Annotated in this window: 28 protein-coding genes; 16 read left to right on the forward strand and 12 right to left on the reverse strand. The window is 64.3% G+C overall.

What is annotated here, in order from left to right; genetic code table 11:
• Positions 1-6 precede the first annotated feature (6 nt).
• Positions 7-1,422, forward strand: coding sequence for a Re/Si-specific NAD(P)(+) transhydrogenase subunit beta (gene pntB / locus EDF71_RS16090; protein WP_133857590.1), 1,416 nt, complete (start codon positions 7-9; stop codon positions 1,420-1,422).
• A 12-nt stretch (positions 1,423-1,434) separates the two neighbouring features.
• Here the strand turns inward: pntB and EDF71_RS16095 are convergent, their stop codons facing one another.
• Together EDF71_RS16095 and EDF71_RS16100 are read right to left on the reverse strand one after the other, a co-directional pair.
• Positions 1,435-2,028, reverse strand: a complete 594-nt coding sequence (locus EDF71_RS16095; protein WP_133857591.1) for a hypothetical protein — start codon at positions 2,026-2,028, stop codon at positions 1,435-1,437.
• A 70-nt stretch (positions 2,029-2,098) separates the two neighbouring features.
• Complete coding sequence (locus EDF71_RS16100) at positions 2,099-2,902, reverse strand: exodeoxyribonuclease III (protein WP_133857658.1); 804 nt, start codon at positions 2,900-2,902, stop codon at positions 2,099-2,101.
• A gap of 10 nt (positions 2,903-2,912) precedes the next feature.
• On the opposite strand from EDF71_RS16100, the gene pyrE reads away from it, so the two are divergent.
• Genes pyrE through EDF71_RS16115 form a run of 3 tightly spaced genes read left to right on the forward strand, consistent with a single transcriptional unit; the run spans position 2,913 to position 4,929 of the window.
• Positions 2,913-3,611, forward strand: a complete 699-nt coding sequence (pyrE, locus tag EDF71_RS16105; RefSeq protein ID WP_133857592.1) for an orotate phosphoribosyltransferase — start codon at positions 2,913-2,915, stop codon at positions 3,609-3,611.
• A gap of 40 nt (positions 3,612-3,651) precedes the next feature.
• Positions 3,652-4,296 carry a DUF4124 domain-containing protein gene (locus EDF71_RS16110; RefSeq protein ID WP_133857593.1) on the forward strand — a complete coding sequence of 215 codons (645 nt, stop codon included), beginning with the start codon at positions 3,652-3,654 and terminating at the stop codon, positions 4,294-4,296.
• Positions 4,297-4,311: 15 nt separating this feature from the next.
• A complete protein-coding gene (locus EDF71_RS16115) occupies positions 4,312-4,929 on the forward strand; it encodes a DNA-3-methyladenine glycosylase I (protein WP_133857594.1) in 618 nt (205 codons plus the stop codon).
• A gap of 9 nt (positions 4,930-4,938) precedes the next feature.
• Here the strand turns inward: EDF71_RS16115 and EDF71_RS16120 are convergent, their stop codons facing one another.
• The 5 genes from EDF71_RS16120 to EDF71_RS16140 form a co-directional block, all read right to left on the reverse strand.
• Positions 4,939-5,472 (reverse strand): GNAT family protein, encoded by a 534-nt coding sequence (locus EDF71_RS16120; protein ID WP_133857595.1) that lies wholly within the window; start codon positions 5,470-5,472, stop codon positions 4,939-4,941.
• A gap of 61 nt (positions 5,473-5,533) precedes the next feature.
• Entirely contained in the window at positions 5,534-5,764 is a 231-nt protein-coding gene (locus EDF71_RS16125) for a hypothetical protein (RefSeq protein WP_021026822.1), read from the reverse strand.
• Positions 5,765-5,844: 80 nt separating this feature from the next.
• Positions 5,845-6,207, reverse strand: a complete 363-nt coding sequence (locus tag EDF71_RS16130; RefSeq protein ID WP_133857596.1) for a hypothetical protein — start codon at positions 6,205-6,207, stop codon at positions 5,845-5,847.
• A 12-nt stretch (positions 6,208-6,219) separates the two neighbouring features.
• Positions 6,220-6,795, reverse strand: a complete 576-nt coding sequence (locus EDF71_RS16135; RefSeq protein ID WP_133857597.1) for a hypothetical protein — start codon at positions 6,793-6,795, stop codon at positions 6,220-6,222.
• A 67-nt stretch (positions 6,796-6,862) separates the two neighbouring features.
• On the reverse strand, positions 6,863-7,993 hold the full coding sequence (locus EDF71_RS16140; RefSeq protein WP_133857598.1) for an alkene reductase: 1,131 nt from the start codon (positions 7,991-7,993) through the stop codon (positions 6,863-6,865).
• A gap of 313 nt (positions 7,994-8,306) precedes the next feature.
• Here EDF71_RS16140 and serA point away from each other — a divergent pair, with 313 nt between their 5' ends.
• The 6 genes from serA to ugpC all read left to right on the forward strand — a co-directional run bounded on the left by serA (position 8,307) and on the right by ugpC (position 15,109).
• Positions 8,307-9,536 (forward strand): phosphoglycerate dehydrogenase, encoded by a 1,230-nt coding sequence (serA, locus tag EDF71_RS16145; RefSeq protein ID WP_133857599.1) that lies wholly within the window; start codon positions 8,307-8,309, stop codon positions 9,534-9,536.
• 193 nt (positions 9,537-9,729) lie between these two features.
• On the forward strand, positions 9,730-10,686 hold the full coding sequence (locus EDF71_RS16150) for a TauD/TfdA family dioxygenase (RefSeq protein ID WP_133857600.1): 957 nt from the start codon (positions 9,730-9,732) through the stop codon (positions 10,684-10,686).
• 97 nt (positions 10,687-10,783) lie between these two features.
• Positions 10,784-12,148, forward strand: a complete 1,365-nt coding sequence (locus tag EDF71_RS16155) for an extracellular solute-binding protein (RefSeq protein ID WP_243854332.1) — start codon at positions 10,784-10,786, stop codon at positions 12,146-12,148.
• 19 nt (positions 12,149-12,167) lie between these two features.
• A complete protein-coding gene (locus tag EDF71_RS16160) occupies positions 12,168-13,160 on the forward strand; it encodes a sugar ABC transporter permease (RefSeq protein WP_133857601.1) in 993 nt (330 codons plus the stop codon).
• On the forward strand, positions 13,150-14,016 hold the full coding sequence (locus EDF71_RS16165; protein ID WP_133857602.1) for a carbohydrate ABC transporter permease: 867 nt from the start codon (positions 13,150-13,152) through the stop codon (positions 14,014-14,016). The genes EDF71_RS16160 and EDF71_RS16165 overlap by 11 nt, the downstream gene beginning before the upstream one ends.
• 1 nt (position 14,017) lies before the next feature.
• Positions 14,018-15,109 carry a sn-glycerol-3-phosphate ABC transporter ATP-binding protein UgpC gene (gene ugpC / locus EDF71_RS16170; RefSeq protein ID WP_133857603.1) on the forward strand — a complete coding sequence of 364 codons (1,092 nt, stop codon included), beginning with the start codon at positions 14,018-14,020 and terminating at the stop codon, positions 15,107-15,109.
• Between the two features lie 61 nt (positions 15,110-15,170).
• Here ugpC and EDF71_RS16175 read toward each other — a convergent pair whose 3' ends face one another.
• Positions 15,171-15,722, reverse strand: a complete 552-nt coding sequence (locus EDF71_RS16175) for a nitroreductase family protein (RefSeq protein ID WP_133857604.1) — start codon at positions 15,720-15,722, stop codon at positions 15,171-15,173.
• Between the two features lie 58 nt (positions 15,723-15,780).
• Positions 15,781-16,239 (reverse strand): PaaI family thioesterase, encoded by a 459-nt coding sequence (locus EDF71_RS16180; protein ID WP_133857605.1) that lies wholly within the window; start codon positions 16,237-16,239, stop codon positions 15,781-15,783.
• 159 nt (positions 16,240-16,398) lie between these two features.
• Between EDF71_RS16180 and EDF71_RS16185 the strand changes: the two genes are divergently transcribed.
• From EDF71_RS16185 to EDF71_RS16205, 6 genes are all read left to right on the forward strand, one after another.
• A complete protein-coding gene (locus EDF71_RS16185; RefSeq protein WP_133857606.1) occupies positions 16,399-17,784 on the forward strand; it encodes a hypothetical protein in 1,386 nt (461 codons plus the stop codon).
• The gene (locus tag EDF71_RS16190; RefSeq protein WP_133857607.1) at positions 17,781-18,965 is read left to right on the forward strand and encodes a hypothetical protein; all 1,185 of its coding nucleotides are present in this window, start codon (positions 17,781-17,783) and stop codon (positions 18,963-18,965) included. The genes EDF71_RS16185 and EDF71_RS16190 overlap by 4 nt, the downstream gene beginning before the upstream one ends.
• A 260-nt stretch (positions 18,966-19,225) precedes the next feature.
• Positions 19,226-19,354 carry a transcription initiation factor TFIID subunit D10 gene (locus EDF71_RS16195; protein ID WP_133857608.1) on the forward strand — a complete coding sequence of 43 codons (129 nt, stop codon included), beginning with the start codon at positions 19,226-19,228 and terminating at the stop codon, positions 19,352-19,354.
• A 41-nt stretch (positions 19,355-19,395) separates the two neighbouring features.
• On the forward strand, positions 19,396-19,554 hold the full coding sequence (locus EDF71_RS25075; RefSeq protein ID WP_165841215.1) for a hypothetical protein: 159 nt from the start codon (positions 19,396-19,398) through the stop codon (positions 19,552-19,554).
• Between the two features lie 108 nt (positions 19,555-19,662).
• A complete protein-coding gene (locus tag EDF71_RS16200; RefSeq protein WP_133857609.1) occupies positions 19,663-20,451 on the forward strand; it encodes a hypothetical protein in 789 nt (262 codons plus the stop codon).
• Positions 20,452-20,816: 365 nt separating this feature from the next.
• Positions 20,817-20,969 (forward strand): transcription initiation factor TFIID subunit D10, encoded by a 153-nt coding sequence (locus tag EDF71_RS16205; RefSeq protein ID WP_133857610.1) that lies wholly within the window; start codon positions 20,817-20,819, stop codon positions 20,967-20,969.
• A 125-nt stretch (positions 20,970-21,094) separates the two neighbouring features.
• On the opposite strand, the gene EDF71_RS16210 is transcribed toward EDF71_RS16205, so the two are convergent.
• From EDF71_RS16210 to gatA, 3 genes are all read right to left on the reverse strand, one after another.
• A complete protein-coding gene (locus EDF71_RS16210; RefSeq protein WP_133857611.1) occupies positions 21,095-22,342 on the reverse strand; it encodes a hypothetical protein in 1,248 nt (415 codons plus the stop codon).
• Positions 22,343-22,602: 260 nt separating this feature from the next.
• Positions 22,603-24,057 (reverse strand): Asp-tRNA(Asn)/Glu-tRNA(Gln) amidotransferase subunit GatB, encoded by a 1,455-nt coding sequence (gatB, locus tag EDF71_RS16215; RefSeq protein WP_133857612.1) that lies wholly within the window; start codon positions 24,055-24,057, stop codon positions 22,603-22,605.
• A 20-nt stretch (positions 24,058-24,077) separates the two neighbouring features.
• Positions 24,078-25,559 carry an Asp-tRNA(Asn)/Glu-tRNA(Gln) amidotransferase subunit GatA gene (gatA, locus tag EDF71_RS16220; RefSeq protein WP_133857613.1) on the reverse strand — a complete coding sequence of 494 codons (1,482 nt, stop codon included), beginning with the start codon at positions 25,557-25,559 and terminating at the stop codon, positions 24,078-24,080.
• Positions 25,560-25,649: the final 90 nt, after the last annotated feature.

Genomic DNA, 25,649 nt, shown 5'->3' on the forward strand with positions numbered 1-25,649 from the left:
AACCGCATGACCGAAAGCCTCGCAACCGTTGCCTACCTGGGCGCTGCCATTTTGTTCATCCTCAGCCTGGGCGGGCTGTCACACCCCGAGACCGCGCGGCGCGGCAATCTGCTGGGCATGCTGGGCATGGGCCTGGCGGTGCTGGTGACCGTGTTTGGCCCGCGCGTGTCGCAATCTGGCGTGGTGGCGATTGTCATCGCGCTGGTGCTGGGCGGCGGCATCGGGCTGTATGCCGCCAAGCGGGTCAAGATGACCCAGATGCCCGAGCTGGTGGCGCTGATGCACAGCCTGGTCGGCCTGGCCGCCTGCCTGGTGGGTTTTGCCAGCTATGTCGATAACTCCCATCCGCTGCAAGGCGCTGAGAGAGCCATCCACGCAGCCGAGATCTATATCGGCATTCTCATTGGCGCAGTCACCTTCTCGGGCTCGCTGGTGGCCTTTGGCAAGCTCAATGGCCGCATTGGTGGCAAGCCGCTGCTGCTGCCGGGGCGGCATCTGCTCAACCTGCTGGGGCTGGTGGTGGTGGTCGCGCTGTGCTGCTGGTTTGTGCAGACCGCATCGATCGGCTTGGGCATGCTGGCTCTGCTGGTGATGACCGCCATCGCGCTGCTGTTTGGCGTGCACATGGTGATGGCCATTGGCGGCGCCGACATGCCGGTGGTGGTGTCCATGCTCAACAGCTACTCGGGCTGGGCCGCAGCCGCTACCGGCTTCATGCTGGGCAATGACCTGCTGATCGTTACCGGCGCGCTGGTGGGCTCGTCCGGCGCGATCCTGAGCTACATCATGTGCCAGGCGATGAACCGCAGCTTTATCAGCGTGATCGCCGGCGGCTTTGGCAGTGGCGCGCCCGCAGCGGCGGGCCAGGCAGGCGCAGCGCCCCAGGGCGAGGTGGTGGCCGTGACCGCTGCCGAAACCGCCGAGATGCTGCGCGAGGCCAAGCGCGTGGTCATCGTGCCCGGCTACGGCATGGCCGTGGCCCAGGCCCAGCACACCGTCAACGAAATCACCCGTACCCTGCGCGAGCGCGGGGTGGAGGTGCGCTTTGCGATCCACCCGGTGGCTGGCCGCATGCCCGGCCACATGAATGTGCTGCTGGCCGAGGCCAAGCTGCCCTATGACATCGTGCTGGAGATGGACGAGATCAACGACGACTTTCCCGATACCGATGTGGCCATGGTCATCGGCGCCAACGACATCGTGAACCCCGCCGCCCAGGACGACCCTGCGAGCCCCATTGCCGGCATGCCGGTGCTGGAGGTCTGGAAGGCGCGCCAGTCCATCGTGATGAAGCGCTCGATGGCGACCGGCTATGCCGGCGTGGACAATCCGCTGTTCTACAAGGACAACAACCGCATGCTGTTTGGCGATGCCAAGCAGATGCTCGATGAGGTGCTGGCGACGCTCAAGAGCGGGGCTTAGCGCTACTAGCGCCTACCACTCGAAAGCGGAATCGCTTGTGGGAAAGCGCGGCGTCGGGCATTCACCGCTGCGCACAAACTGGTTGGCATAGTTGAAGCGGTAAGCCATCTCGCTGCCATCGCGGCAGGGCAGGCCGCCGTAGAGGCGCGCATAGGTGGCACGTGCGCCGCCGCTGCTGCGGTAGGTGTCCTCGCCCTTGAAGACCAGCTTGCCATCCTTGTGCTGGATGCGCAGGGTGCCGAACGAGGCATTGTTGGGCGTCTCGTAATCGACCATCACATCGGGCCCCTGCTGACCCAGTTGCGAGATGATCAAGAAATTGGAGCGCTGCTCTGCTACCAGCTGCTCTTTGCTCAGCACCCGCATCGTGGGCGTGGATTGCAGCTGCGGCGCCAGGCTCAGGCCCTTGCCTTCCAGCAGCACGATGGCTGCGGTATTGCGCGGGCTGTCGCGCGTGGGGCCGGCCAGCAGTACCTTGGAGAAGCGCTGGGTCAGCGCCTCCACCAGCTCCTGGGCACTGTAGTCGGCGGCATCCTTGGCGCAAACGGCGGTGCTGGCCAGCAGGCCGGCCAGAGCCAGAAGAAAAGGGGCTGCAGTCATGCGCATGGCGGGCTCCCGGTAAGTGGACTGGGCTCCCGGCCGCTGGGACGCGCGCCCGGATGGCCAGGTAGTGGGATCAGAGCTGGAAGTCGTAATCGATGGTGATCGGGGCGTGGTCCGAGAACTTCACATCCTTGTAGATATGTTCCTTGCGGGCCAGTGCCGCAATCGCTGGTGTGGCCAGGTGGTAGTCCAGGCGCCATCCCACATTGTTGGCATAGGCCTGGCCCCGGTTGCTCCACCAGGTATAGCAGGCGTCGGTGGTATCGGGCTGCAGCACGCGGTAGACATCGACCAGGCCGCCGGTCTCGGTTTCCTTCTCCAGCAGCTGGGTCATCCAGCCGCGCTCTTCGGGCAGGAAGCCGCTGTTTTTCTGGTTGCTGCGCCAGTTTTTGATGTCGGCATTGGTATGGGCAATGTTCACATCGCCGCAGAGAATGAAGTCGCGCTCGGCGCGCAGGCGCATCAGGTGCGGGTGCAACTCGGCCAGAAAGCGGTACTTGGCGGCCTGGCGGATCTCGCCCGAGCTGCCGCTGGGGAAGTAGCAGCTGATGATGGAGAACTTGCGCGTGGGTGTGTCAAAGCGCAGCTCCACATAGCGGCCTTCGGCATCGAACTCATTGGGCGAAAAGCCGATCACCACATCGCTGGGCACATGGCGGCTGTAGATGCCCACGCCCGAGTAGCCTTTTTTCTCGGCGAACTGGAAATACCCGTTCATCTCGTCGATGACTTCGAACTTGTCCAGCATATCCGCTTGCTGTGCCTTGATTTCCTGCACACAAATACAATCGGGCCGGGTTGTCTCAATCCAGGGGATCACGCCCTTGGTGGCAGCGGAGCGGATACCGTTGAGGTTGAGGCTGGTTAATTTGAACAAGGATTGGGTCATGGTCGTTAGTCTCCCACAGTCAGGCGCGGATGCGCAGCTGGCGCAGGATTTTGTAGAGTTTGCCGTAGACGCTGGCGTGCTGCGCTTTGGGCAGTTCACCACCAAGGCCGGCCGCGTCAGCCCGTATTTCTTCAATGCGGGCCTGTTCGATGATGGCGCCAAGATGGCGCGCCTGTCGGAATTCTATGCAAAAGCGATTCTGGCCAGCGGTGTGGAGTTCGACATGGTGTTCGGCCCGGCCTACAAGGGCATTCCGCTGGCCGCGACCGTGGCTGTGGAATTGGCGCGCCAGGGCAAGAACGTGCCCTTTGCCTACAACCGCAAAGAGGCCAAGGACCATGGTGAAGGCGGCAGCCTGGTGGGCGCACCTCTCAAGGGCCGGGTGCTGATCATTGACGATGTGATGTCGGCCGGCACCGCCGCGCGCGAATCGATTGCGCTGATCAAGGGCGCGGGCGCAATCCCCTACGGCATGGCTATTGCATTGGACAGACAGGAAAAAGCCACTGAGAATGGCAAGGACGTTGCGCATAGCGCAGTGCAATATGTGCGCGACCAGCTGGGTATGCAGGTCTGCACCATTGCCAAGTTGGAGGACCTGCTGGCCTTTCTGGCGCAGGGCGCGGCGGCGGAATCGATGCGTGAACACCACAGTCAGGTGTTGGCGTACCGAGAACGCTATGGCGTAGGTAATTGATAATTAGAATTCGATAGTCTTGAATTATAAGGATCTGATAATGCGCAAGGACAGGTGTGTCGCTGCTTTGGCCATGGTGATGCTGGCATCTGCCGGCGCCAGCCATGCCCAGAAGTCCCCGTCCACCACCATGGTCTACAGCTGCGTGGATGCGGGTGGCCGCCGCCTGACGGCGGACCGGCCCATCCCCGCCTGTGCGGACCGGGAGCAGCAGGTCACGATGCCCGGCGGTGCAGTGCGCACGGTCGGGCCTACCTATTCCGAGCGCGAGCGTGCCGAGCAGGCCGCCCAGCAGCGCCGTGAGGCAGAAGAGCGCTACCGCGCCAATGATGGCAAGCGCCGTGAGCGAGCGCTTGCTACGCGCTTCCCCACCAAGGCCGCGCATGATGCCGAGCGCGCCGAAGCCGTTGATGTGCTGCGCGCCCAGATCCGCATCGTGCAGGAGCGCCGCACCTTCTTGCTGGAAGACCGCCAGAAGATCGACCAGGACATGGAGTTCTACAAAAAGGACCCGAGCAAGGCGCCCGCTCCGCTGCAGGCGCGCCTGGAAGGCAACCGCCGTGACTTCAAGGAAGTGGACGAGCAGATCGCCACGATCAACGAAGAAATCAAGGCCACCAACCTGCGCTTTGACGAAGAGGCCCAAAACCTCAAACCCTACTGGACCCCGGCTGCTTCCAAGTAGCCGCGCGCCGCCCCCATGCCCCTCGACACCCTTGCCCCAGGCCTGGCCCTGGCCGATGACCAGCGCGCGCGTTGCAGCTGGTGCATGGCCTCGCCCCTCTACCAGCACTACCACGACCATGAATGGGGCTTTCCCGTGCATGACGACCGCCGTCTGTTCGAGAAGATCTGCCTGGAAGGTTTTCAGGCCGGTTTGAGCTGGCTGACGATTCTGAACAAGCGCGAGTCCTTTAGAGCCGCGTTTGCGCAGTTCGATGCCGCGCAGGTGGCGCAGTTTGGTGCCGATGATGTGCAGCGCCTGCTGGCCGATGCCGGCATCGTGCGCCACCGGGGCAAGATTGAGGCGGTGATCAACAATGCCCAGCGCCTGGCCGAGCTGCAGCGCGAGTTTGGCAGTTTTGACGCCTATCTCTGGCGCTTTGCGCCGGCGCCCGGCAGCCGGCCCGAGCGCATCACCCTGGATGCCGTGCGCCAGATGGGCGTGCCGCCCGAGGCGGTGGCCCTGTCCAAGGATCTGAAGAAGCGCGGCTGGAAATTTGTTGGCCCAACCACGGTCTACGCCTTTATGCAGGCCATGGGCATGGTCAATGACCACCTGCAGGGCTGCCATGTGCGGGATGGCCGGCCGGCTTGAGCCTTGCTGCTACAGCGCCGATAGCTCGCTGACCAGCAGCGAGTAGCGCTGCAGCGATACGTAGTGCCCATCGCGCTTGCTGCAGTCGCGCAGCAGGCCTTCATGGCAAAAGCCCAGGCGCTCCAACAGCCGGGTCGATGCCGCGTTCTCAGGTTCCACATAGGCCACCACGCTGTGCAAGCCCAGCTGCGCAAAGGCGCTGGGCAGCCACTGGCGCAGCGCCTGGTCCATCCAGCCCTGGCCCCAGTGGTCGGGCAGCAGCCAGTAGCCCAGATCGGCGCTGTCGGCCTCGTCGTCATGGTCGTAAATGCCGACGGCTGCGATGACGGCGCCGTCCAGCAGCACCGCCTGCCACCAGCCGCTGCCCTCGCTGGCCACCGATGCATACCAATCGAGCTGTTCCTGCGCGATCGCGCGGGCATCGCTGTGTGCTGTTTCGAGCCCATAAAACGCGGTCAGCCGCGCATCCCCCATCGCATGGGCGACGACGAACAGGTCAGCGGGGGAGAAATCGCGGAAGTGGAGGCGGGCGGGCTGCAGCATGGTGCAAGCCTAGCACCGCCGGGCGGCGGTGCTGTGCGAGGTGGATCAGAGGGTGATGGGCTTAGGCCGCGACATGCCAGCGCGCGGGCTGGTGGCTGCCGACGGTCTGGATGCCCAGCAGCGCTGCATTGCGCTGCAAGACGGCTTCAAACTGCGCGCCACTGGCACCGATCTGCTCGGCAGCGCCATCCCAGTAGTCGTCGGCAATCTGGGCGGCGGTGAAGTCACGGTGCGTGAACTTTTGCACAATGTTGCGCAGTTTGTCGAGGTTGATGCTGTCGATATCGGTCATGGCAGTCCTCCGGTTCAAACAGGCCCCAGTTTGGCGCAAATGGGGCGGCTGTCAATCGGCAATCGCCAGCAACCGCGCAGCTAGCCGCGCATGGCTGCCGTGCTGCGCAGCAGGCGCTGCACCAGGAGCGCGCCCACCCAGGCGACACCGCCTATCCACAGCGGCACCAGCACATAGCTGCTGGCGCGCGCCCACTGGCCCAACTCGTCCAGCTCCCTCAGCGGCCACAGTGCCAGGCCCAGGCCAAAGGCCCACCAGGCCAGCGCAAACAGCGCAAAGGCCCAGGGCAGCCAGGCGGGGCGGCCAGAGGCTGCGCGCTGCGGAGCAGGGCGGTTTTGCAGAAACATCCACAGCACCGCGGCCAACACCAGCAGCAAGGACAGGCCTGCCGCCACCGGCCACCACAGGGCCAGCGGCAAAAAGGCCAAGGTCAGCGAATCCATGGGGTCCGGCCTTTATTCCTTGTTGCAGAGCATGGAGTCAGCCAGGCTGCCCACGGTCACCCGCATGTTCTTGCCCTTGTGGGCCTGCACCGCCCAGGTGTCGCTCAAGTCCTCGGGCACCAGGTCCTTGTCTTTCATCAGCTCGGGCTTTTTGTGCTCGGAGCGGTCCTGCTTGACCACCTCGGGCACGATCATCGTGATGGTGCTGCCTTGAATGCGCCAATGGCCCGTGCCTTGTAGCACAAAGCGGTACTGCTGCTCGCTGCTGGGCATGTCATAGGCCAGAAAGGCCTGCGAGCGCAGGGTGTGGTCGGCGTTGAACTGGTTGGTATAGGTAAAGCTGGCGCTGTCCTTGCCCATGCTGATCTGGAACTGGCATTCCCAGACGCCCGCCAGGTCGGCCTCGCTGATGCTGGCTGCCGCAGGCGCTGGTGCCTGCGGCGCCGGTTTGTCGCTGGGCGCCGACTGCTGGGGCGCGCGTGGTGCGGGCTCAGCCTCTTTTTTGGAAGGCCAGAGGCTGGAGCAGGCCGCCAGGCCGGGGATCAGCAGCAGGCAGCAGGTGGTGCGGAAGAGGGGAGTCAATGGCATCTGCGCACTCTACCAAAATACGGTGAAGCAGCGGCCCAGGCCTTTGTAGGCCCAGGCCGCTCACTGTTTAGCCTGCCAAGGTCGGGTAGTCGGTATACCCCTTCTCGCCACCGCCGTAGTAGGTGCTGTTATCGCCCTCGTTCAGCGCTGCGCCACTGCGCAGGCGCTCCACCAGATCCGGGTTGGCGATGTAGGGGCGGCCAAAGGCGACGATGTCGGCCTGGCCGCTGGCCACCGATTTTTCGGCCAGTTCGCGGTCATAGCCGTTGTTCACCATCCAGGCCGCCTTGCCGCCAGCACGGCGGTATTCCGCCTTGAAGGCTTCGTAGTCGAAGGGCCGGCCTTCCACTTCACGCGGGCCACCGGTGGCGCCCTCGATCACATGGATATAGGCGAGGCCCAGCGGTGCCAGCTGGTGGGCCAGGTAGGTGAACAGGCTTTGCGGATCCACGTCGTCAATGCCGTTGGCGGGGGTGACTGGCGAGAGCCGGATACCGACGCGGCCACGGCCCACCGCATCGATCACCGCGCGGGTGACTTCCAGGGTCAGGCGGGCGCGGTTTTCGATCGAGCCGCCGTAGTCGTCGCGGCGCGCATTGGCGCCGGTCTTCAGGAACTGGTCCAGCAGGTAGCCATTGGCACCATGGATCTCGACGCCATCAAAGCCGGCGGTCTTGACCGCATTGCGGGCAGCGGCGGCAAAGCTGTGCACGATGCCTGGGATCTCCTCGGCATCCAGCGCACGGGGCTCGGAGGTCGGCTCAAAGCGGCCTGCGCCGGTAGCGGGGTCGATCAGGAAGGTCTTGGTCTTGGCGGTGATGGCCGAGGGCGCCACCGGGGCCTGCTGGTCCGGCTGCAGCAGGCGGTGCGAGACACGGCCCACATGCCACAGCTGGCAGACGATCTTGCCGCCCTTGGCATGCACCGCCTTGGTCACCTGGCTCCAGCCGTCCAACTGGTCCTGCTCGTAGAGGCCCGGCACATCGGCGTAGCCCTGGCCTTGGTGGCTGATGGCGGTGGCCTCGGTGATCAGCAGCCCGGCGCTGGCGCGCTGGGCATAGTAGGTGGCGGTCATCGGCTTGGGCACGGCATTGGGCGAGCGGTTGCGGGTCAGCGGGGCCATCGCGATGCGGTTGGTCAGGGCCAGATCACCGACCTGAACCGGGTCGAACAGGCTGTGGGTGGGGGCAGTTGTCATGCAAAACTCCTTGCGGTTGTGTCACAGAATCACCCGCTTTTTGTACCACGCAGCACAGCCCTTTGCAGGCCAGGGTTGAAGCCCGGCCGCTGTCGGCGAAGCACCTGGCTGCTGGAAACCCAAGCAAATCAAGGGTTTCAATGCTGCAAAGCAGCATTTACAGCTAGATGGCCTTGGCCGCCCGGGTACTAGGGTCAACCCGACAACACGTAATGGCAAAGGTTCTGCGCCATGATCGACCCCGGTCTGCTAGCTGCCGATCGCAGCCGTGTGGGCAGACCGCTGTCGTTTGTGAAAGAGAAAGCGCGCATTCATGACCAAAACATCGCTGGATAAATCGAAGATCAAGTTCTTGCTGCTCGAGGGCATCCACCCTTCCGCACTCAAGGTGTTGCAGGCGGCGGGCTATACCCAGGTCGAGGCGCTGACCGGCGCCCTGGAGGGGGAAGAGCTCAAGCGCAAGATCGCCGACGTGCACTTTGTCGGCATCCGCTCCCGCACGCAGCTGACGGCCGATGTGTTTGCCGCGGCCAACAAGCTGGTGGCCGTGGGCTGTTTTTGCATCGGCACCAACCAGGTCGATCTGAATGCGGCGCGTGAGCGCGGTATTGCGGTCTTCAATGCGCCCTTCTCCAACACCCGCTCCGTCGCTGAGCTGGTGCTGGCCGAAGCCATCCTGCTGCTGCGCGGCATCCCCGAGAAGAACGCGGTATCGCACCGTGGCGGCTGGAAGAAAAGCGCCGACAACTCCTTCGAGATCCGTGGCAAGACCCTGGGCATCGTCGGCTACGGCTCCATCGGCACCCAGCTGTCGGTGCTGGCCGAAGGCCTGGGCATGAAGGTCGTGTTCCATGACGTGGTCACCAAGCTGCCGCTGGGCAATGCCCACCAGGCCGCCAACCTGACGGCCCTGCTGGAGCAGTCCGACATCGTGACCCTGCACGTGCCTGAGCTGGCCTCGACCCACAACATGATCGGCGCTGCCCAGATTGCAGCGATGAAGGCTGGCAGCATCCTGATCAATGCCTCGCGCGGCACCGTGGTGGATCTGGACGCGCTGGCCCAGGCGCTGAAGGACAAGAAGCTGCTGGGCGCGGCCATCGACGTGTTCCCGGTCGAGCCCAAGAGCAACAAGGACGAGTTCCAGTCGCCGCTGCGTGGCATGGACAACGTGATCCTGACCCCGCACATCGGCGGCTCGACCATGGAAGCCCAGGCCAATATCGGCCTGGAAGTGGCAGAAAAGCTGGTCAAGTACAGCGACAACGGCACCACCACCTCGGCGGTCAACTTCCCCGAAGTGGCCCTCCCCGAGCACCCGGGCAAGAACCGTATCCTGCACGTGCATGAGAACCGCCCCGGCATCCTGTCCGCCATCAACCAGGTGCTGGCCGACAACGGCATCAACATCGCCGGCCAGTACCTGCGCACCGATGAAAAGGTGGGCTATGTGGTGATCGATATCGACCAGGAATCGTCTGCGCTGGCGCTGGAGAAGCTGGCCCAGATTGCCGGCACCATCCGCTGCCGCGTGCTGTTCTGATGCGGCATCCACCGCACAGCGGCCCAGCGGCGCCGGTGCGGTGGATGGCTTTAGACACCCAAGAAAGAGGCTTATGCCTCTTTTTTCTTAGCCGCTGTTGGCATATCGATGCATGAAATGCGTCGTTGTGGCGGCGCGGGCCCCTGCCTAGCATGAAGGCTTCCACCTGATTGCCAGCCCACGAGGAGCGCCCATGAATGCCATCACCAATGTTCGCCACCTGAGCCCAGCGGCCGATGCCGCTGCCGCTACTACCCTGCACATCGAGCCCCTGGCGGGCCGCATTGGTGCCGTGGTGCATGGCGTGTCGCTGTCGGGGGCGCTGGAGCCCGCGCTGTTTGCCCATATCAAGGCCGCGCTGCTGCAGCACCGGGTGATTTTCTTCCGGGGCCAGCAGCACCTGGATGACGCCAGCCACCAGGCCTTTGGCCGCTTGTTTGGCGAGATCGAAGCGCACCCCACCGTGCCCGCACCCGATGGCACGGCCTTCCTGGAACTCAACTCCCAGCATGGTGGCCGGGCCGATTCCTGGCACACCGATGTGACCTTCAAGGCGGCCTTCCCCAAGGTCTGCGTGCTGCGCGCGGTGACCTTGCCCGGCCATGGTGGCGACACCGTCTGGGCCAATACCGTCGCCGCCTATGAAGGCCTGCCCGCGCCGCTGCAGCAACTGGCCGAGCAGCTCTGGGCCGTGCATGGCAATGACTACGACTATGCGGAGAACTTCCGCCAGAACACAGCCGCCAGCCAGAACGAGACGCAGGGCCGCGCCAGCTACCGCAAGGTGTTCACCAGCAAGACCATCGAGTCCGAACAACCGCTGGTGCATGTGCATGCTGAAACGGGCGAGAAGGCACTGCTGCTGGGCCACTTTGCCAAGCGCATCAAGGGCCTGCGCAGCAATGAGTCTGCGGCCTTGCTGCAGCTCTTCCATGAGCGCATCGTGCGCCTGGAAAACACCGTGCGCTGGCACTGGCAGCCGGGCGATGTCGCCATCTGGGACAACCGCGCCACGCAGCACTACGCCGTCAATGACTATGCCGATGCCCACCGCGTGATGCGCCGGGTGACCGTCAGCGGCGATGTCGCGACCTCGGTCGATGGCCGTACCAGCGTTGACCTGACCGTGCGCGAGCCCGCCGCTGCCTGAACCCGGACCGGGCTGACGGCCTGGTCCACCCCCCGACTAGCCAACACCCGCAGCGCAGGCGGCAATGAATGCCTGCGCCCGCAAAAGAAGACTCTCCATGACCCGAACCACCTACCATTACGAAGGCGGCCTGCTGGTGCCGCGCCGCAAGCTGCTGGTCTCTGCACTGGCGGCCGGTGCCGGCAGCGTGCTGGGCTTTCCGGCACTGGCGCTGGACAGCAAGCCGCTCAAGGGCGTGACGCTCAATACCTCGCTGTACAGCTCGCCGTATTCCAAGCTGCTGCGGCCCTGGATTCCCGAGTTCGAGGAGGCGACCGGCGCCAAGGTGAACTTCGACACGCCCGGCTTTCCGGTTTACAACCAGCGTGCCGACCTGGAGTTGTCCACCAAGGGTGCGGCTTTTGATGCGGTCAATGTCACCTTCATCTATTCGAGCCGCTGGATCAACTCGGGCTGGCTGACGCCACTGGATGGCTATATCAACGACCCGAACAAGACGCCGGCGGGCTTTGACATCCGCGACTTTCTGGAAGGCGCACTGGCGCCCGAGCGGGGCCGCGATGGCCAGCTCTATGGCATCCCCTGGCAGGCCGAGGTCACGATTGCAGCCGCATCGCGCTTTGATGTGCTCAAGCAGTCGGGTCTCGCCTTTCCTGATACGACAGACGCCTGGCTGGACGCCGCCAAGCTGCTCAACCGCAAGGAGCGTGCGGCCGGCTTTGTCACCGACAACCACTATGGCTGGACCTTTATCCCCTTCCTGCAGGCCTTTGGCGGCGATGTGTTTCGCAAGGCGCCCGATGACCTGTTCCCGACCCTGGACAGCCCTGAAGCGATTGCGGCGGCCGACTACTTTGCCCGCCTGCTGCGCGAGTACGGGCCCGACGGTGTGGTCTCCTACACCTCGGACCAGGCCGTGCAGTCGCTCAAGGCCGGGCGCAGCCATTTGAGCGTGCAAGGCCAGATCAACCTCTCGCAGCTGGCCGACAAATCCAGCAGCAAGGTGGCGGCATCGGCCGCCTGGGGTCAGGTGCCCAAGGGCGTCGCTGGTCGCTTTCCGGGCACCGCCATCCATGGCTGGGGCATCCCGGTGGGCAGCAAAAACAAGGATGCCGCCTGGCAGTTCATCCGCTGGGCGACGTCCAAGGAAACCTTGCAGCGTGCCGTGGCTGCCGGCTATGGCTCGCCCACACGCCGCTCGGACATCGACTCGCCCGCCTACCGCGATCGCCAACGGGTCAACGGCTATGACATCGCCTCGCTGGTGACCGCGTCGGTGGACCTCTCGGCCAAGCAAGGCCATATGAAGTACCGCACCGTCGCTGCCTACCCGCAGGTGGACCAGCAGATCAACAAGGCCATCGAGTTGATCGTGACCGGCCAGCGCACGCCCGAGCAGGCGATGAAGCAAGCGCAGACCGCATCGATTGCCGAGCTGCGCCGCGCTGGCGTCTCGGTCTGATCCACAAGGGAACGCAAGCATGCCGCCCACTGCATCCCTCGACGCCGGGCCCGCAGGCGCCTTGCCGCTGGCCAGCCCGGCCCAGGGCAAGCCGGCGCCCGCTGCACGCAACCGGCCGCACCACTGGCAGCGCGAATCGGCAAGGGCCTATGGCCTGGGCCTGGCACCGGCGCTGGTGGTGCTGGCCGCCATCACCCTGCTGCCACTGATCACCTTGGTGGTGGTGAGCCTCACCCCGCTGAGCCTGACCGACCCGGCAGCCACCTTCCATTTTGATCAGCCCGCTGGCAACTATGCGCAGCTGCTGCAGGACCAGCGCTTTCTGGATTCGCTTTGGGTGCAGGCCAAGCTCTCATCGGTGGGGGTGCTGCTGCAGCTGCTCGTTGGCCTCGGCCTGGCCTTGCTGCTGCATGGCGAAAGCCGGCTGCTGGCGGGCTTGCGCACGTTCTTCCTGATCCCCATGGTGCTGCCGCCGATTGTGGTGGCCCTGGTCTGGAAGATCATCTACACGCCCGACATCAGCCCCCTGCATGCGCTGCTGGAGCAGTGGGGCTGGCCTGTGCGCTCGCTGATCGCCAACCCCGACACCGCGCTGTGGGCCATTGTGGCGGCCGATGTCTGGCAGTGGTTTCCGTTCACGATGCTGATGGTGCTGGCGCAGCTGCAGATGGTGCCGCGCGACCCGGTTGATGCCGCGCGCATCGATGGCGCCAACCGCTGGCAGGTGTTTGTCTACATCGTGCTGCCCTATCTGCAGCGCACCCTGGTGGTCTGCGCGCTGTTCCGCTTGATCGACAGCTTCAAGGCCTTTCCGCTGCTGTATGTGCTGACCAATGGCGGGCCGGGCACTGTGACCGAGGTGACCAATTTCTACGGCTTTATCCAGGCCTTCAACTTCTCGTACTGGGGCTATGGCAGCGCCATTGCGGTGGTGATGCTGGCCATCATCTTTGTGCTGAGCGCGCTGATCAGCCGCCTGGGCAAGGCCAAGGGAGAGCGCCATGCACGCTGAGACCTGGCACAACGAGGCTCCCTCGCTGCCCCTGTGGCAGCGCGCCGTGCAGGGCGCCCAGCGCCATCTGCGCAGCAGCGCTGCCGTAGTGGTGCTGGTCCTGGTGCTGCTGCCTTTTTTGTGGATGCTGCAGATGGCCTTTCGTCCGGCGGGCGATGCGCTGTCGCTGGATCTGGTCTTCAGCCCCACGTTGGAGGCCTTTGCCGGCCTCTGGCAGGACAACTTTGCCCGCTCCTTTGGCAACAGCCTGCTGGTGAGTGTGCTGTCCACCGGGCTGTCGCTGCTCCTGGGGGTGCCCGCTGCCTATGCGCTGTCGCGCTGGCGCTTCAAGCAACGACGCCAGGTGGCGCTGTGGGTGTTGTGCACGCGCATGGCGCCGCCCATTGCGTTCACGATCCCGTTCTTTCTGGCCTTTCGCTGGCTGGGGCTGCTTGATTCCGTCTGGGGTTTGGTGCTGGTCTACCTGACCTTCAACCTGGCCATCGTGATCTGGATGATGCAAGGCTTTTTTGAGGCTATTCCCACGGCGCTGGAAGAGGCGGCCTGGATGGATGGCTGCAGCATCTGGTCGGCCTTCTGGCATGTGACCTTGCCGCTGACCCGGCCGGGCCTGGTGGCCACCGCCGTGCTGTGCTTCATCTTCTCGTGGAGCGACTTTTTCTTCGCACTGATCCTGACCCGCACCCAGGCGGTGACGGCACCCGTCGCCATCGTCAATTTTCTGCAGTACGACGGCTGGGAGTGGACCAAGATTGCAGCGGCCGGCACCATGGTGATGCTGCCGGTGCTGCTCTTCACGGTGCTGGTGCGCAAATACCTCGTTCACGGCCTCACCGCCGGTGGCGTAAAGGACTGAGATGGCTTCGATTGCATTGAGACAGCTGCGCAAGCATTTCCAGGGGCACGATGTGCTCAAGGGCATATCGCTCGATATCGCCGAGGGCGAGTTTGTCGCGCTGGTCGGGCCCTCGGGCTGCGGAAAATCCACCCTGCTGCGCATGCTCGCCGGGCTGGAGGAGGTCAGCAGCGGCCAGATTGTGCTGGGCGGCCAGGTCATCAACGATGTGCCGCCGCGCGAGCGCAATATCGCGATGGTGTTCCAGAACTATGCGCTCTACCCGCATATGACGGTGGCCGAGAACCTGGGCTTTGCGCTGAAGTTGCAGCGCCAGGCGCCGGCGGCCATCGCGCAGCGCGTGCAGCAGGTGGCCGAAATCTTGGGCCTGGAGCCGCTGCTGGGCCGCCTGCCTGCCCAGCTCTCGGGCGGCCAGCGCCAGCGTATGGCCATGGGCCGTGCCATTGTGCGCGAGCCGCTGGCCTTTTTGTTTGACGAGCCGCTGTCCAACCTCGATGCCAAGCTGCGCGTGCAGATGCGCACCGAGATCAAGGCCTTGCACCAGCGCCTGCGCACCACCACGGTCTATGTGACCCACGACCAGATCGAAGCCATGACCATGGCCGACCGCATCGTGGTGATGCGCGATGGTGTGATCGAGCAAGTCGGCACGCCGCTGGAGCTGTACGACCGGCCGCGCAATGCCTTTGTCGCGCAGTTCATCGGCTCGCCTTCAATGAACCTGATTGCCGCCCGCAGCCAGCAAGCGCAGGACGGCTGGCAGCTGGTGACTGAGGATGGCCAGCGCCTGCCGCTGCTGCCCGGCCTGCAGGCCCAGGGCGAGCGTGAGCTGTGGCTGGGCGTGCGGCCCGAGCATGTGCAGCTGGCAGTGGCGCCGCTGAGCGGTGTGGCCACCAGCGCTGCGACCGTCGAGGTGGTGGAGCCCACTGGTGCCGAAACCCAGGTGGTCAGCCACTTTGGCCAACAGCCGCTGATTTCGACCGTCAAGGAGCGCCTGGCGCTGGCCCCGGGCCAGGCACTGCATTGGCACACGGCGCCGCAGCATTGGCATGTGTTTGACCGGCAAAGCGGCGAGCGCCTGAACGTCGCTTAATGCAAAACATAAAGCACAAAGGCTCCCAGTTGGGAGCCTTTGTATTGGTAGGTGCAGCCGTTTAAGCCAGCGGGCCTGCGCTCAGGATTTCCGACAGCGCCTTACGGGGCGATGGCGTTTCGCGCTCGGCCAGATCGGCCGGCAGGCTGGACTTGTCGCCGCGCTCGCCGATGGCGACCAGGCATTCGACCTGCCATTGTTCGCCCAGTTGCAGCACCTCGCGTGCGGCAGCCAGCTCGATGCCCGCCATCGCATGCGTGGCCAGGCCCATCGCATGGGCTTGCAGGGCCAGGTAGCCCCAGGCGCAGCCGGTGTCAAAGCTGTGCATGGCCGATTCGGCCTTGTTCGACAGCACCACCAGCAGTGCGCCGGCGTTCAGGCACCAGCGGCGGTTGAACTCGTTGGGGATGGTGGAGAACGCTTGCCAGTTGGCATCGCCATTGATTGCATAGGCAAAGTGCCAGGGCTGCTTGTTGCTGGCCGAAGGGGCCCAGCGTGCGCCTTCAACAATGGTCTCGATGTCCTTGGCCGTCAGCGCCTTGCCGGAGAAGGCGCGGGGCGAGGAACGGTCCAGAAACTGGGGATGGATGGCATGGGTGGATTGGCGCGTCATGGTCAGAAGATGAGCAATAGGACCGCCAGCATGCCATATCTACCGGTTTTTTGCAGGCTCAGATTTTCTGCTTGTCGACCAGCTTGAAGGTGCCGGTGGCCAGGCCCAGCAGGTTGCCGGCATCGTCATGCAGCTCGCCCCGCACAAAGGACAGGCTCTTGCCGCGTTTTTCGCAGACGGCGGTGCAGACCACATCGCCGCTGCCCGGTGCAATGTAGTGGATGGTCAGGTCCACGGTGATGACGCCATAGCGCGACGGGTCATGTGCGCGTGCGGCGCAGGACAGGCCCACATCCAGCAAGGTGGCGATGGCGCCGCCATGCATGTCGCCCCGGCTGTTGGTGTACTGCTTCTGGTAGGGCATGCGCACCCGGGCGCGCTCATTGCCAATCGCCTCGCCCTTGAGCAGAAAGGCCTCAGCCATGGCCATGCTGAGGCCGAAGATCTGGTTGGCCGGCTCATCCACAGTGTAGGCGGGGATGTCGTTGGCAACAGCGGAGGATGCAGTGGTGGTCATGGAGCAGGGCGCAGCAGGTGCAAAAGCCAGCATGTTAGCGGCTAGCGTGCCCGCGCGGGCGAGGTGGCTGACACCTGGGAGTCGCCCAGCGAGCGCGCCCAGCTTCGTTTGCAAAGCGGGGGCTTCGCTTCTGGGGGCAGCGTTTATCATCGCTGGCGTATGCCCGCCTGGTCCTCCGCATCCTCTCTGTCGTCGCCGTATTGCCCGCGCTGCGGCGCTGCCCACTGCCGCAGCGCTGGTGCGCCCCATGCCTTTGCCTGCCTGGAATGTGGCGCGCAGTTCCGGCTGGAGCAGCTGCAGGGACAGGTATTCACGGGCATGCCCGCATCGGCAGGCGCCGCCAGCGGGGCGCGGCTGCGCCGGCATCTGCCCTGGCTGGTAGTGCTGCTGGCCATGCTGGTGTCCATTCCCTGGTGGCTGCCCCGGCTGCAGCCCGGGCTCCAGCTGACGCTTCCGGCTGCCTGGCAAGACAAGGCAGCGCCGCTGGCGCTGGGCCGCAGCGAGGCGACTACCCTCATTGAGCGCGACGGCCAGCGCCTGCTGGTGCAGCTGTATGAAAGCCGCGAGCAGGACGATGTGGTCTACCGCGTGGTGCTGCGCGATGCGGCCACGGGTGCCAGCCTGGGCGAGCCGCAGCGCATGGCCATGCCCTGGGCCAGCACCTCCGGCCGGGCCGAGCTGCAGTTTTTCTCGGACGGCCAGCTCTACCTGTTCTTGCGGGAGCGCGGCTTTTGGCGGCTGGACCTGGCAAGCCTGCGCTTTGTCGATCTGCAGCCCCAGCTGAGCGCGCGCTTTGCCACGCAGCTGGGCGAGGGCATCGTGGGCGTGGCACCCAAGGGCCGCGACCGGCCCGACAGCCTGGAAGTGACCAGCCGCAGTGGCAGCAAGTACCTGGTGTACTGGCTGCTGGGCCAGATCGGGCCGGCGGCCGACAGCAGCAGCTTGTATGAAAAGGCGCAGGCCGGCTACGGCCAGGAGATCGCCTTCTACCGCTATGAATCGCTGCCCCGCCCGACCGGCGAGGAGAACCGCGCTGTGCTGGTGCAGTCCTGGTGGCGCCATGAGCCCGGGCAGCCCAGCTACTTTGGCTACTACGACCTGCAACCCAGCGACAGCCGCGAGGTGCAGAGCTCGCCGCGCAGCTATGTGCCCATTGGCGATGGCTTCTCCACCCGCCCTTACGCCATCCAGGACCGGGGTCTGCTGCGCATCAAGGTGGTGCAGCCGGCGGTGCCGCGCTTCCATGCCGATGTGATGGCCGAAAGCGCGCGCCGTCTGCTGCTGGCCTACAACCCCACGCCGCTGCGGCAGGAGGGGCGCGTGATCCAGCTGCTGGACAAAGCCAGCCAGCAGCTGGTGTGGAGCCGCACCATCGACCAGTTGCCCCAGCTAGGCAAGCGCGAAGGCGGCATGTATGTGACGGGCCAGGCCGTCAGCGCCGGCTTCTTGCTGCTCAACGACATGCGCCAGCCGGCACTGCTGATCGGCGAGGACGGCGCAGTGCTGCAGGACTTTACGGCTGCAGCCGATGGGGCCACACGATGAATATCCCCCGGCGCGCCATCGGCCCCCTGGGCATCGCCTTTGTGGTGTTTTTTGTGCTGCCGCTGCTGGTGCCCGCCACCATCCGCCTGCTGCGCCCGGCAGACAAGGCCGAGGAGCTCGGCGAGGTAGAGGCATCGGCCGTCTACCAAGGGGAAGATGGCAGCCTGCGCATGCTGCGGGTGATGAAGCACAGCACCGCGCAGGACGATGTGTTTGTGCTGCTGAGCAACGACCTGCAGGCCAAGCAGCTGCTGGGTGAGCCCCAGCGCATTGTGCTGCCCCGCGCCCAGCTGCGCCAGGCCGCCCGCCTGCGCAGCGAGGCCGATGGCCAGCTATCGCTGCTGCTCAATGACCGGCAATGGTGGCTGCGCCCAGCGAATCAAGCCACGTTTGCACCGATGGATGCCGCGCTGCGCCAGCGCTTTGCGGCCGAGCTGGGCACGGGTGTGTCCAAGTACGCATTTGGCGAGGTGCGCGAACCGGGTTTGTTGGATGTGACCAGCAACACCGGCGACCGCTATGCGCTGTACTGGGCCAGCGGCGAGCTCTACCCCTGGGCCGATCGGCTGCCCCGCTGGCAGCAGCGCCCTTGGGCGCAGTACCAGCAGACGGTATCGCGCATCGACTATGCCGACTTTGACACCGATGTGGCCCAGTATGGCTTGCCCACCATGCTGCTGCAGTTTGCGCAAAAAGTGCGGCCCGGCGAGTTTGAGCGCTGGCCACGGCTGAGCGTGCATTCCAGCTCGGACAAGCAGGTGCGCGCTGCCCCCAAGCTTTACCAGCCGCTGAGCGATGGTTTTGTGGTCAGCCGCCAGGCCGTGCGCGATGCGGGCATTACCAAGATTGCGCCGGTGACCAGTGTGCCGGTGCAGTTCAGCGGCGAAGTGCTGGCCCGCAATGCCGACCGGGTGCTGATGCGCTATGACGAGACTCCCACCACCGCCGCCGAGGTGGTGCTGCAGATCGTGGATACGCACAGCCTGCAGGTGGTGTGGCGCAAGTCCACACGCGAGATACCGCAGTTGCTGTCAGATGGCAGCGTGGTGGCCCAGGCCTGGCCCGGTGGTTTTTACCTGAGCACCGCGATGAACCTGCCGGCGCTGGTGATCGACAACGACGGCCAGACCCTGTACGACTTTCAGCCCCAAAAACGCCAGGAACAGCCCAGCGATGACTGAGGCTGCGGGCATGCGCCAGCGGCCCGACCAGCCAGTTGCAAGGGTGGATAGCCGACGATAAAAGTGTGGGCCAATGCGATAGTTGTTGAGTGGCCTAGAGCACTGTTTTGTAAAGAAATTTTGCAAATCCAGCGACCCGTTTACGTAAAGCCCGGCGAATCTCCAAAACTCCTACAGCCAGCGCGATCGCGCAGCGGCACCATGGCTTAACGGCAGGCGTTTGCTCCTGCCGCCAACCTGACACTGAAGGAGTAAGCGCCATGAGCCAGCAGAACCACCAACAGTCCGGACAGCAGCCTGCCCAGAAAAAGGAGCAGCAACAGCAACAGCAATCCCCGAAGCAGCAGCAACCGGGCCAGCAGGACCGCAAGCAGCAATCACAGAAGTAATCTGCGACTGCGCGGACCACGAAGACCACACGGAGCGCCCCATGCAACAACTGCCTTTGCCGATGACCAAGCAACAGCCTTGGCCCCTGCAACAGGGCCAGCCGTTGCGCGAGGCCAAGTACTCGCAGCAGCAGTGCAAGTGCAACCGCCGCCAACTGGGCACCGAGCCCAAGACGCCGGACAACGCACAGATGTGCTGATCTTCTGAACTCCGCGCCAAGGCCCGCTTTCAGCGGGCTTTTTCGTGGGCGTCGCATCACATGCAGCGGCGATACTGGCGTTCTCGTCCACCTCGCCAGCAGACCGCCATGAACACTGGATTCTTCGCGCAGCCCAATCCGCCTTACCGCCGCGCCAACTACAGCTTTGCCTACCAATGGATCGAAGAAGTAGGCAGCCTGGCCGCCTTGCTGGCGCATGTAGAAGCGCTGCGCGCCGGGGATCCGGCGCACCGTTATCTGTGCACCTTGGACGATATCCAGCAAGGCAGCTACACCAGCGGCCATGCCAGCCAGGATGACCGCCTCTACCTGGCCAGCCCGCTGGACATGGACTGGGACGACCCAGCGCAGGAGGCGGCCTGGGATCTGCAGGCGCTGCAGCACCGCGCACGGCAACTGCGGGAGGCCCAGGGCCCACAACGCTGGGCCGAGGTCTGCGGCAGCCTGGCGCTGAGCGGCAGCGATATCGACGCGCTGCTGGCCGCCAACCGCAGTCCCGATGTGCTGCTGGACGATGTCGTCTACATCCAGCGCCTGCCGCTGGCCAGTGACGACCCGCTGATCGCCGGCCAGCCCAATGGCTATTTCAGCGCCGACTGGGACAGCTTTCAGAACCATGCCATCCACCAGCGTTTGGCGCAGCAGCATGGCTATCAGCTGTACGCGATGGGCGCCGCCTGGATGGCGCTGGCCCGCCCACAGCCGCCCGATGGTGCGCAGGCACAGGCGCTGGTGGAGGATTTGCGGGCGCTGTATGCCTCAGGCGATGAGGCGTTGCTGGTCCATCCGGGCTGGCAAGCCTTGCCAGCGGTGCTGCAAACCCAGCGCATCCTGGTCATGGGCTATACCGACGACATGGCCGACCGCTGGGAATAGACCATACGAATGCTCTACAAAACTCCCTGCCGTGGTCGGAACGCGGACTCGGGCGATCCGCTGCGTTGTCTTTCTTGTCAATCTGCAAAAGACGCCTTGCGGCTCATGATTCGCGCCTACCCCGCTTGGCGAGGGTTTTGCAGAGCATCCCTCGCTTGTACTTCTGTGAAAGATGGAAAAGGGATGTGTGCGCTGCTCCGCCGTGGCGGGGGGCCAGGCGCTGCGGAGGCTTTGCAAAATGTGCGCCGAGAAACGTCTCGATGCAGGCGGCGCGTCAATTCCTACACCGGCCCTTTTGCGGCAGCGCGACTATAGAACCATGGCAGGGCATGTCGCCCCGCCATCATCTTGAAGGAGCTAACGCTATGAATCAGCCAAACAGCCAACGCAATCCCAACCAGGTGAACCAGCAGCAACCGGGCCAGAAATCCGGCTCGCAAAAAGAGCAGCAACACCAGCAGCAGTCGCCACAGCAAAAACAGCCGGGTCAGCAAGACCGGTCGCAGCAGCAGCGCTGAGTAGTAAAGCGGACGGCCAAGCCTGAATAAAAGACGTGACTTGGCTCTGGACCTCTTTGAAAATGGCCCGCGGATGCGGGCCATTTGCCATGGTCAACTGGAAGGGCTGGAGCCCTCGACGGCGATCAGCGTTGTTGATAACGCCGAGCCAGCCCAAACAGGCACAGACCCAAGCTCAGAGATACCCACAGCCCGCCCAGCGGTACAGCCGTGGGTGTTGCTACCGGCGGCGTGACGGCTCTGTTGCACGCCAAACTAGCGGTCGCATCGATCCCGGCAGTGGCTGCACCCGAGCTAAAGCTGAAGTCGCTGCCATCGACGATGGTGTTGGTTACGCTGGACAACGAGCACAGATCAGATGCCGGCCAGGTAGTGTTCAAAACGACCTGGCATCCCGCTGCGGGTACGGTGCCCCCAGACAACTCCAGCGCATTGCCCGTCACCATCGCAGTGCCTGCACAGCTATTGCTGGCAATACCATCCAAAGTCAGCGGTGCAGGCACGCTGTCTCGCAGATTCAGGCCCAGCGTATCGCCCACGTTATTGCCTTGTACGTCGATGCTGATCTGTGTGTTCTGGCCTGGTTGCACTGTGTCGGTCGTAAAGGTCTTGCTCACCTGCAGTGGCACCGGTGCCGTGGCACTGGTAGTCACGACAAAGTTGTCAATCGCCACATATTCGTTCAATGCCAGACCGGTAAACAGCACCACCAATTTGTCGCCGGTAGCAAAGCCACTGGTGTCGACCGAGAAAGTGTGGGTGTTCCAATCAAGGGCGTAGTCGTTGCCCGTACTGTTGGTGGTGGTGACCTGCTCAGTTTGGATGGGGGTGAGCACAGTACTGGTGGGCAGGCCACGCACGATGGCTGGCTGGCCCAGGGCTGTCGGCGATGACAGCGAGAAATCGGTGCTGGCGGGCTCGCCCCCGCCTGCAACCGCGCGCAAGCGGTAATATGCCATGGTGATGCTTACCGGGCTGCCTATGGTGGGCGAGGTCGGGGTAGCGGTGTAGTTCGCTAGCTTGACATGGGCCAGGGCCAAGGAGCCATTGACAAAGGGCTGGCCATCGGGATCAAACGCCATACCGACGGCCTCGGTGTTGGCCGTATCGATGGATCCGTAGAAGCCAATGGTGTAGCTGCCTGCCGTGCCGCTGGGATCGGAGTAATTTTGTTTGCCGGCGATGGGGGGTGTGATGCACAGCACATCGGCCGAATTGAGCTGGCGGAAGTTGTTGCCAAAATCGTCCTGCAAACGCGTGGCGCCCGTACGCGCCGTGCCATCGAGCTGCCCACAGGCGAGTGCAGGTGCCTCAAAATTCTGTTGGTAGATGACGGTTTGTGCTTGCGCCTGGCTCCAAACGCAGGCCAGCATGGCGAGTGTGGTGGCGGCGCGGAGGGAAGAGCAAGGACTGAGCATAAGAAGACCTACTATTTTGATAGATAGATCATATATTGATGCGTTTCAATATGCCCTGATGGCTTCTCGATTACGTCCGTAAACGTTGTTTTTAAAGCAATTCCTCGCTGGCGACGTGCATGGCTATGGGGCAGGCGCGCTGGGGCGCGTGGTGACCTTGGCAATGAGAAAGCCTCCGGGCGGAGGCTTTCATACCGGAGCGGCGCGTAGATGTTTTAAGCCAGCTTGGCCTTCAGCAGCTCATTGACCTGGCCCGGGTTGGCCTTGCCCTTCGAAGCCTTCATCACCTGGCCGACCAGGGCGTTGAAGGCCTTGTCCTTGCCGGCGCGGTACTGCTCCACATTGCCGGGGTTGGCGGCGATCACCTCGTCGATGATGGCTTCGAGCGCGCCGGTGTCGTTGGATTGCTTCAGGTCCTTGGCGTCGATGACGGCGTCGACATCCGCGCCTTCACCGCTCCACAGCGCCTCGAACACCTGCTTGGCGCTGTTGTTGCTGATGACATTGCCGTGGATGCGGGCGATCAGGGTGCCCAGTTGGGCGGCGCTGACCTTGACCTGGTCCATGCCGATCTCTTCCAGGTTCAGGCGGCGCGAGATCTCGCCCATCACCCAGTTGCTGGCCAGCTTGGGCTGGCCGCTGGCCTTGGCGGCAGCTTCAAAGTAGTCGGCCATGGCCTGGCTTTGGGTCAGGGTGGTGGCGTCGTACTCGGGCAGGCCGTAGTCGGCCACAAAGCGGTCGGCGCGCTGGCGCGGCAGCTCGGGCATCTCGGCCTTCACAGCCTGCACCCAGCTGTCGGCAACCACCAGCGGTGGCAGGTCGGGATCGGGGAAGTAGCGGTAATCGGCCGCGTCTTCCTTGGTGCGCATCGCACGGGTCTCGCCGGTGTCGGGGTTGAACAGCACGGTGGCCTGCTGGATCGCGCGGCCATCCTCGATCTCGTCGATCTGCCAGCGGATTTCGTAGTCGATGGCGATCTGCATGTTGCGGAACGAGTTCAGGTTCTTGATCTCGCGGCGGGTGCCCAGCGGCTGGCCGGGCTTGCGCACGGACACGTTGGCATCGCAGCGGAACGAGCCTTCCTGCATGTTGCCGTCGCAGATGCCGATCCAGGTGACGATCTTGTGCAGTTCCTTGGCATAGGCCACGGCCTCGGCGGTGCTGCTCATGTCGGGCTCGGTGACGATCTCCAGCAGCGGCGTGCCGGCGCGGTTCAGGTCAATGCCCGATTGGCCGATGAACTCGTCGTGCACGGATTTGCCGGCGTCTTCTTCCAGGTGGGCACGCACCAGGCGCACGGTTTTTTTCTGGTCACCGACAAAGAAGCTCACCTCACCGCCTTGCACCACCGGGATCTCGAACTGCGAAATCTGGTAGCCCTTGGGCAGGTCGGGGTAGAAGTAGTTCTTGCGCGCAAAGATGCTGACGGGCGCAATGGTGCTGCCCAGCGCCAGGCCGAGCTTGATGGCGCACTCGACGGCCTTCTTGTTCATCACCGGCAGGGTGCCGGGCAGGGCCAGGTCCACGGCGCAGGCCTGGGTGTTGGGCTCGGCGCCAAAGGCGGTGCTGGCGCGGCTGAAGATCTTGCTGTTGGCCGACAGCTGGGTGTGGGTTTCAAAGCCAATCACCACTTCGTAGCCGTTGATGAGCTTGACGGTTGTTTCGGTCATGTTCTGTGTTCCTCCCTGCGTTACTTCGCGATGCCGGTGGGCTGGCGCAGGTGGTGGTCGGTGGCTTGCTGCAGCTGGTGGGCTGCGTTCAGGAGCTTGGCTTCGCCAAAGTAGTTGCCGATCAGCTGCAGGCCCACGGGCATGCCGCCTTCGCCAAAACCGGCGGGCACGCTCAGGCCGGGCAGGCCGGCCAGCGATGCGGGCAGGGTGTAGATGTCGGCCAGGTAGTTGGCGAGCGGGTCGCTCTTGCCACCCAGCGCCCAGGCCACGGTGGGCGCAGCGGGGCCGGCGATCAGGTCGCAGTCCTTGAAGGCGGTCTGGAAGTCGTCGGCAATCATGCGGCGGATCTTTTGCGCCTGCAGGTAGTAGGCGTCGTAGTAGCCGTGCGAGAGCACATAGGCGCCGGTCATGATGCGGCGCTTGACCTCGTCGCCAAAGCCTTCGGCGCGGGTCTTCTTGTACATGTCCACCAGGTCGTCGTAGTCCTTGGCGCGGTGGCCGAACTTCACGCCGTCGAAGCGCGAAAGGTTGGACGAAGCTTCGGCCGGGGCGATGATGTAGTAGACGGGGATGGACAGCTCGGTGCGTGGCAGGCTGATCGGCACCAGCTTGGCGCCCAGCTTTTCGTACTCCTTCAGCGCAGCATCGACGGCGGCACGCACATCGCTGCTCAGGCCATCGCCAAAGAACTCGGCAGGCACGCCAATGCGCAGGCCGGCCAGCGAGTCGTTCAGGTTCAGTGTGAAGTCTTCGGCCGGGTGGTCCAGGCTGGTGGAGTCGCGGTCCAGGTCGGGGCCGCACATCTCGCTGAGCAGCAGCGCGCAGTCTTCGGCGGTGCGCGCCATCGGGCCGGCCTGGTCCAGGCTGGAGGCGAAGGCGATCATGCCGTAGCGGCTGGCGCGGCCATAGGTGGGCTTGATGCCGGTGATGCCGCAGAACGACGCGGGCTGGCGGATCGAGCCTCCCGTATCGCTGCCGGTGGCTGCGGGCGCCAGGCGCGCGGCCACGGCGGCTGCCGAGCCGCCGGACGAACCGCCGGGCACGCGGCTGGCGTCCCAGGGGTTGCGCACTGGGCTGATGGCGCTGTTCTCGTTGGCCGAGCCCATCGCGAACTCGTCCATGTTCAGCTTGCCCAGGGTCACGGCACCGGCGCCGGCCAGCTTGCTCACCATGGTGGCGTCAAACGGCGACTGGTAGCCAGCCAGCATCTTGCTGCCTGCGGTGGTGGGGAAGTCCTGGGTGACGAAGAGGTCCTTGTGGCCAATCGGCACACCAGCCAGCTTGCCGGCCGTGCCCGCAGCAATGGCAGCATCGGCGGCACGGGCCTGGGCCAGGGTCACTTCTTCATTGATGTGGACATAGGCGCCCAGATCCTGGTGGGCCTGGGCCTGGGCGCGGGTCAGGAAATGTTGCGCAGCCTCGACGGAGGACACTTCGCGGCTTTTGAGCTTGGCGGCCAACTGGGCCACGCTCAAGTCATGCAATTCGGTAGGGATGCTCATGCAAATCTCGCGATCTTGGCGATCTCGGTGAATGGGAAAGGGCGCTGCGCGCCGGTCTCAGGGGCGTGGTGCTGCGTGCTGCCGCCACCA

Source organism: Comamonas sp. JUb58 (genome assembly GCF_004364775.1).
Taxonomy (GTDB): domain Bacteria; phylum Pseudomonadota; class Gammaproteobacteria; order Burkholderiales; family Burkholderiaceae_C; genus Comamonas.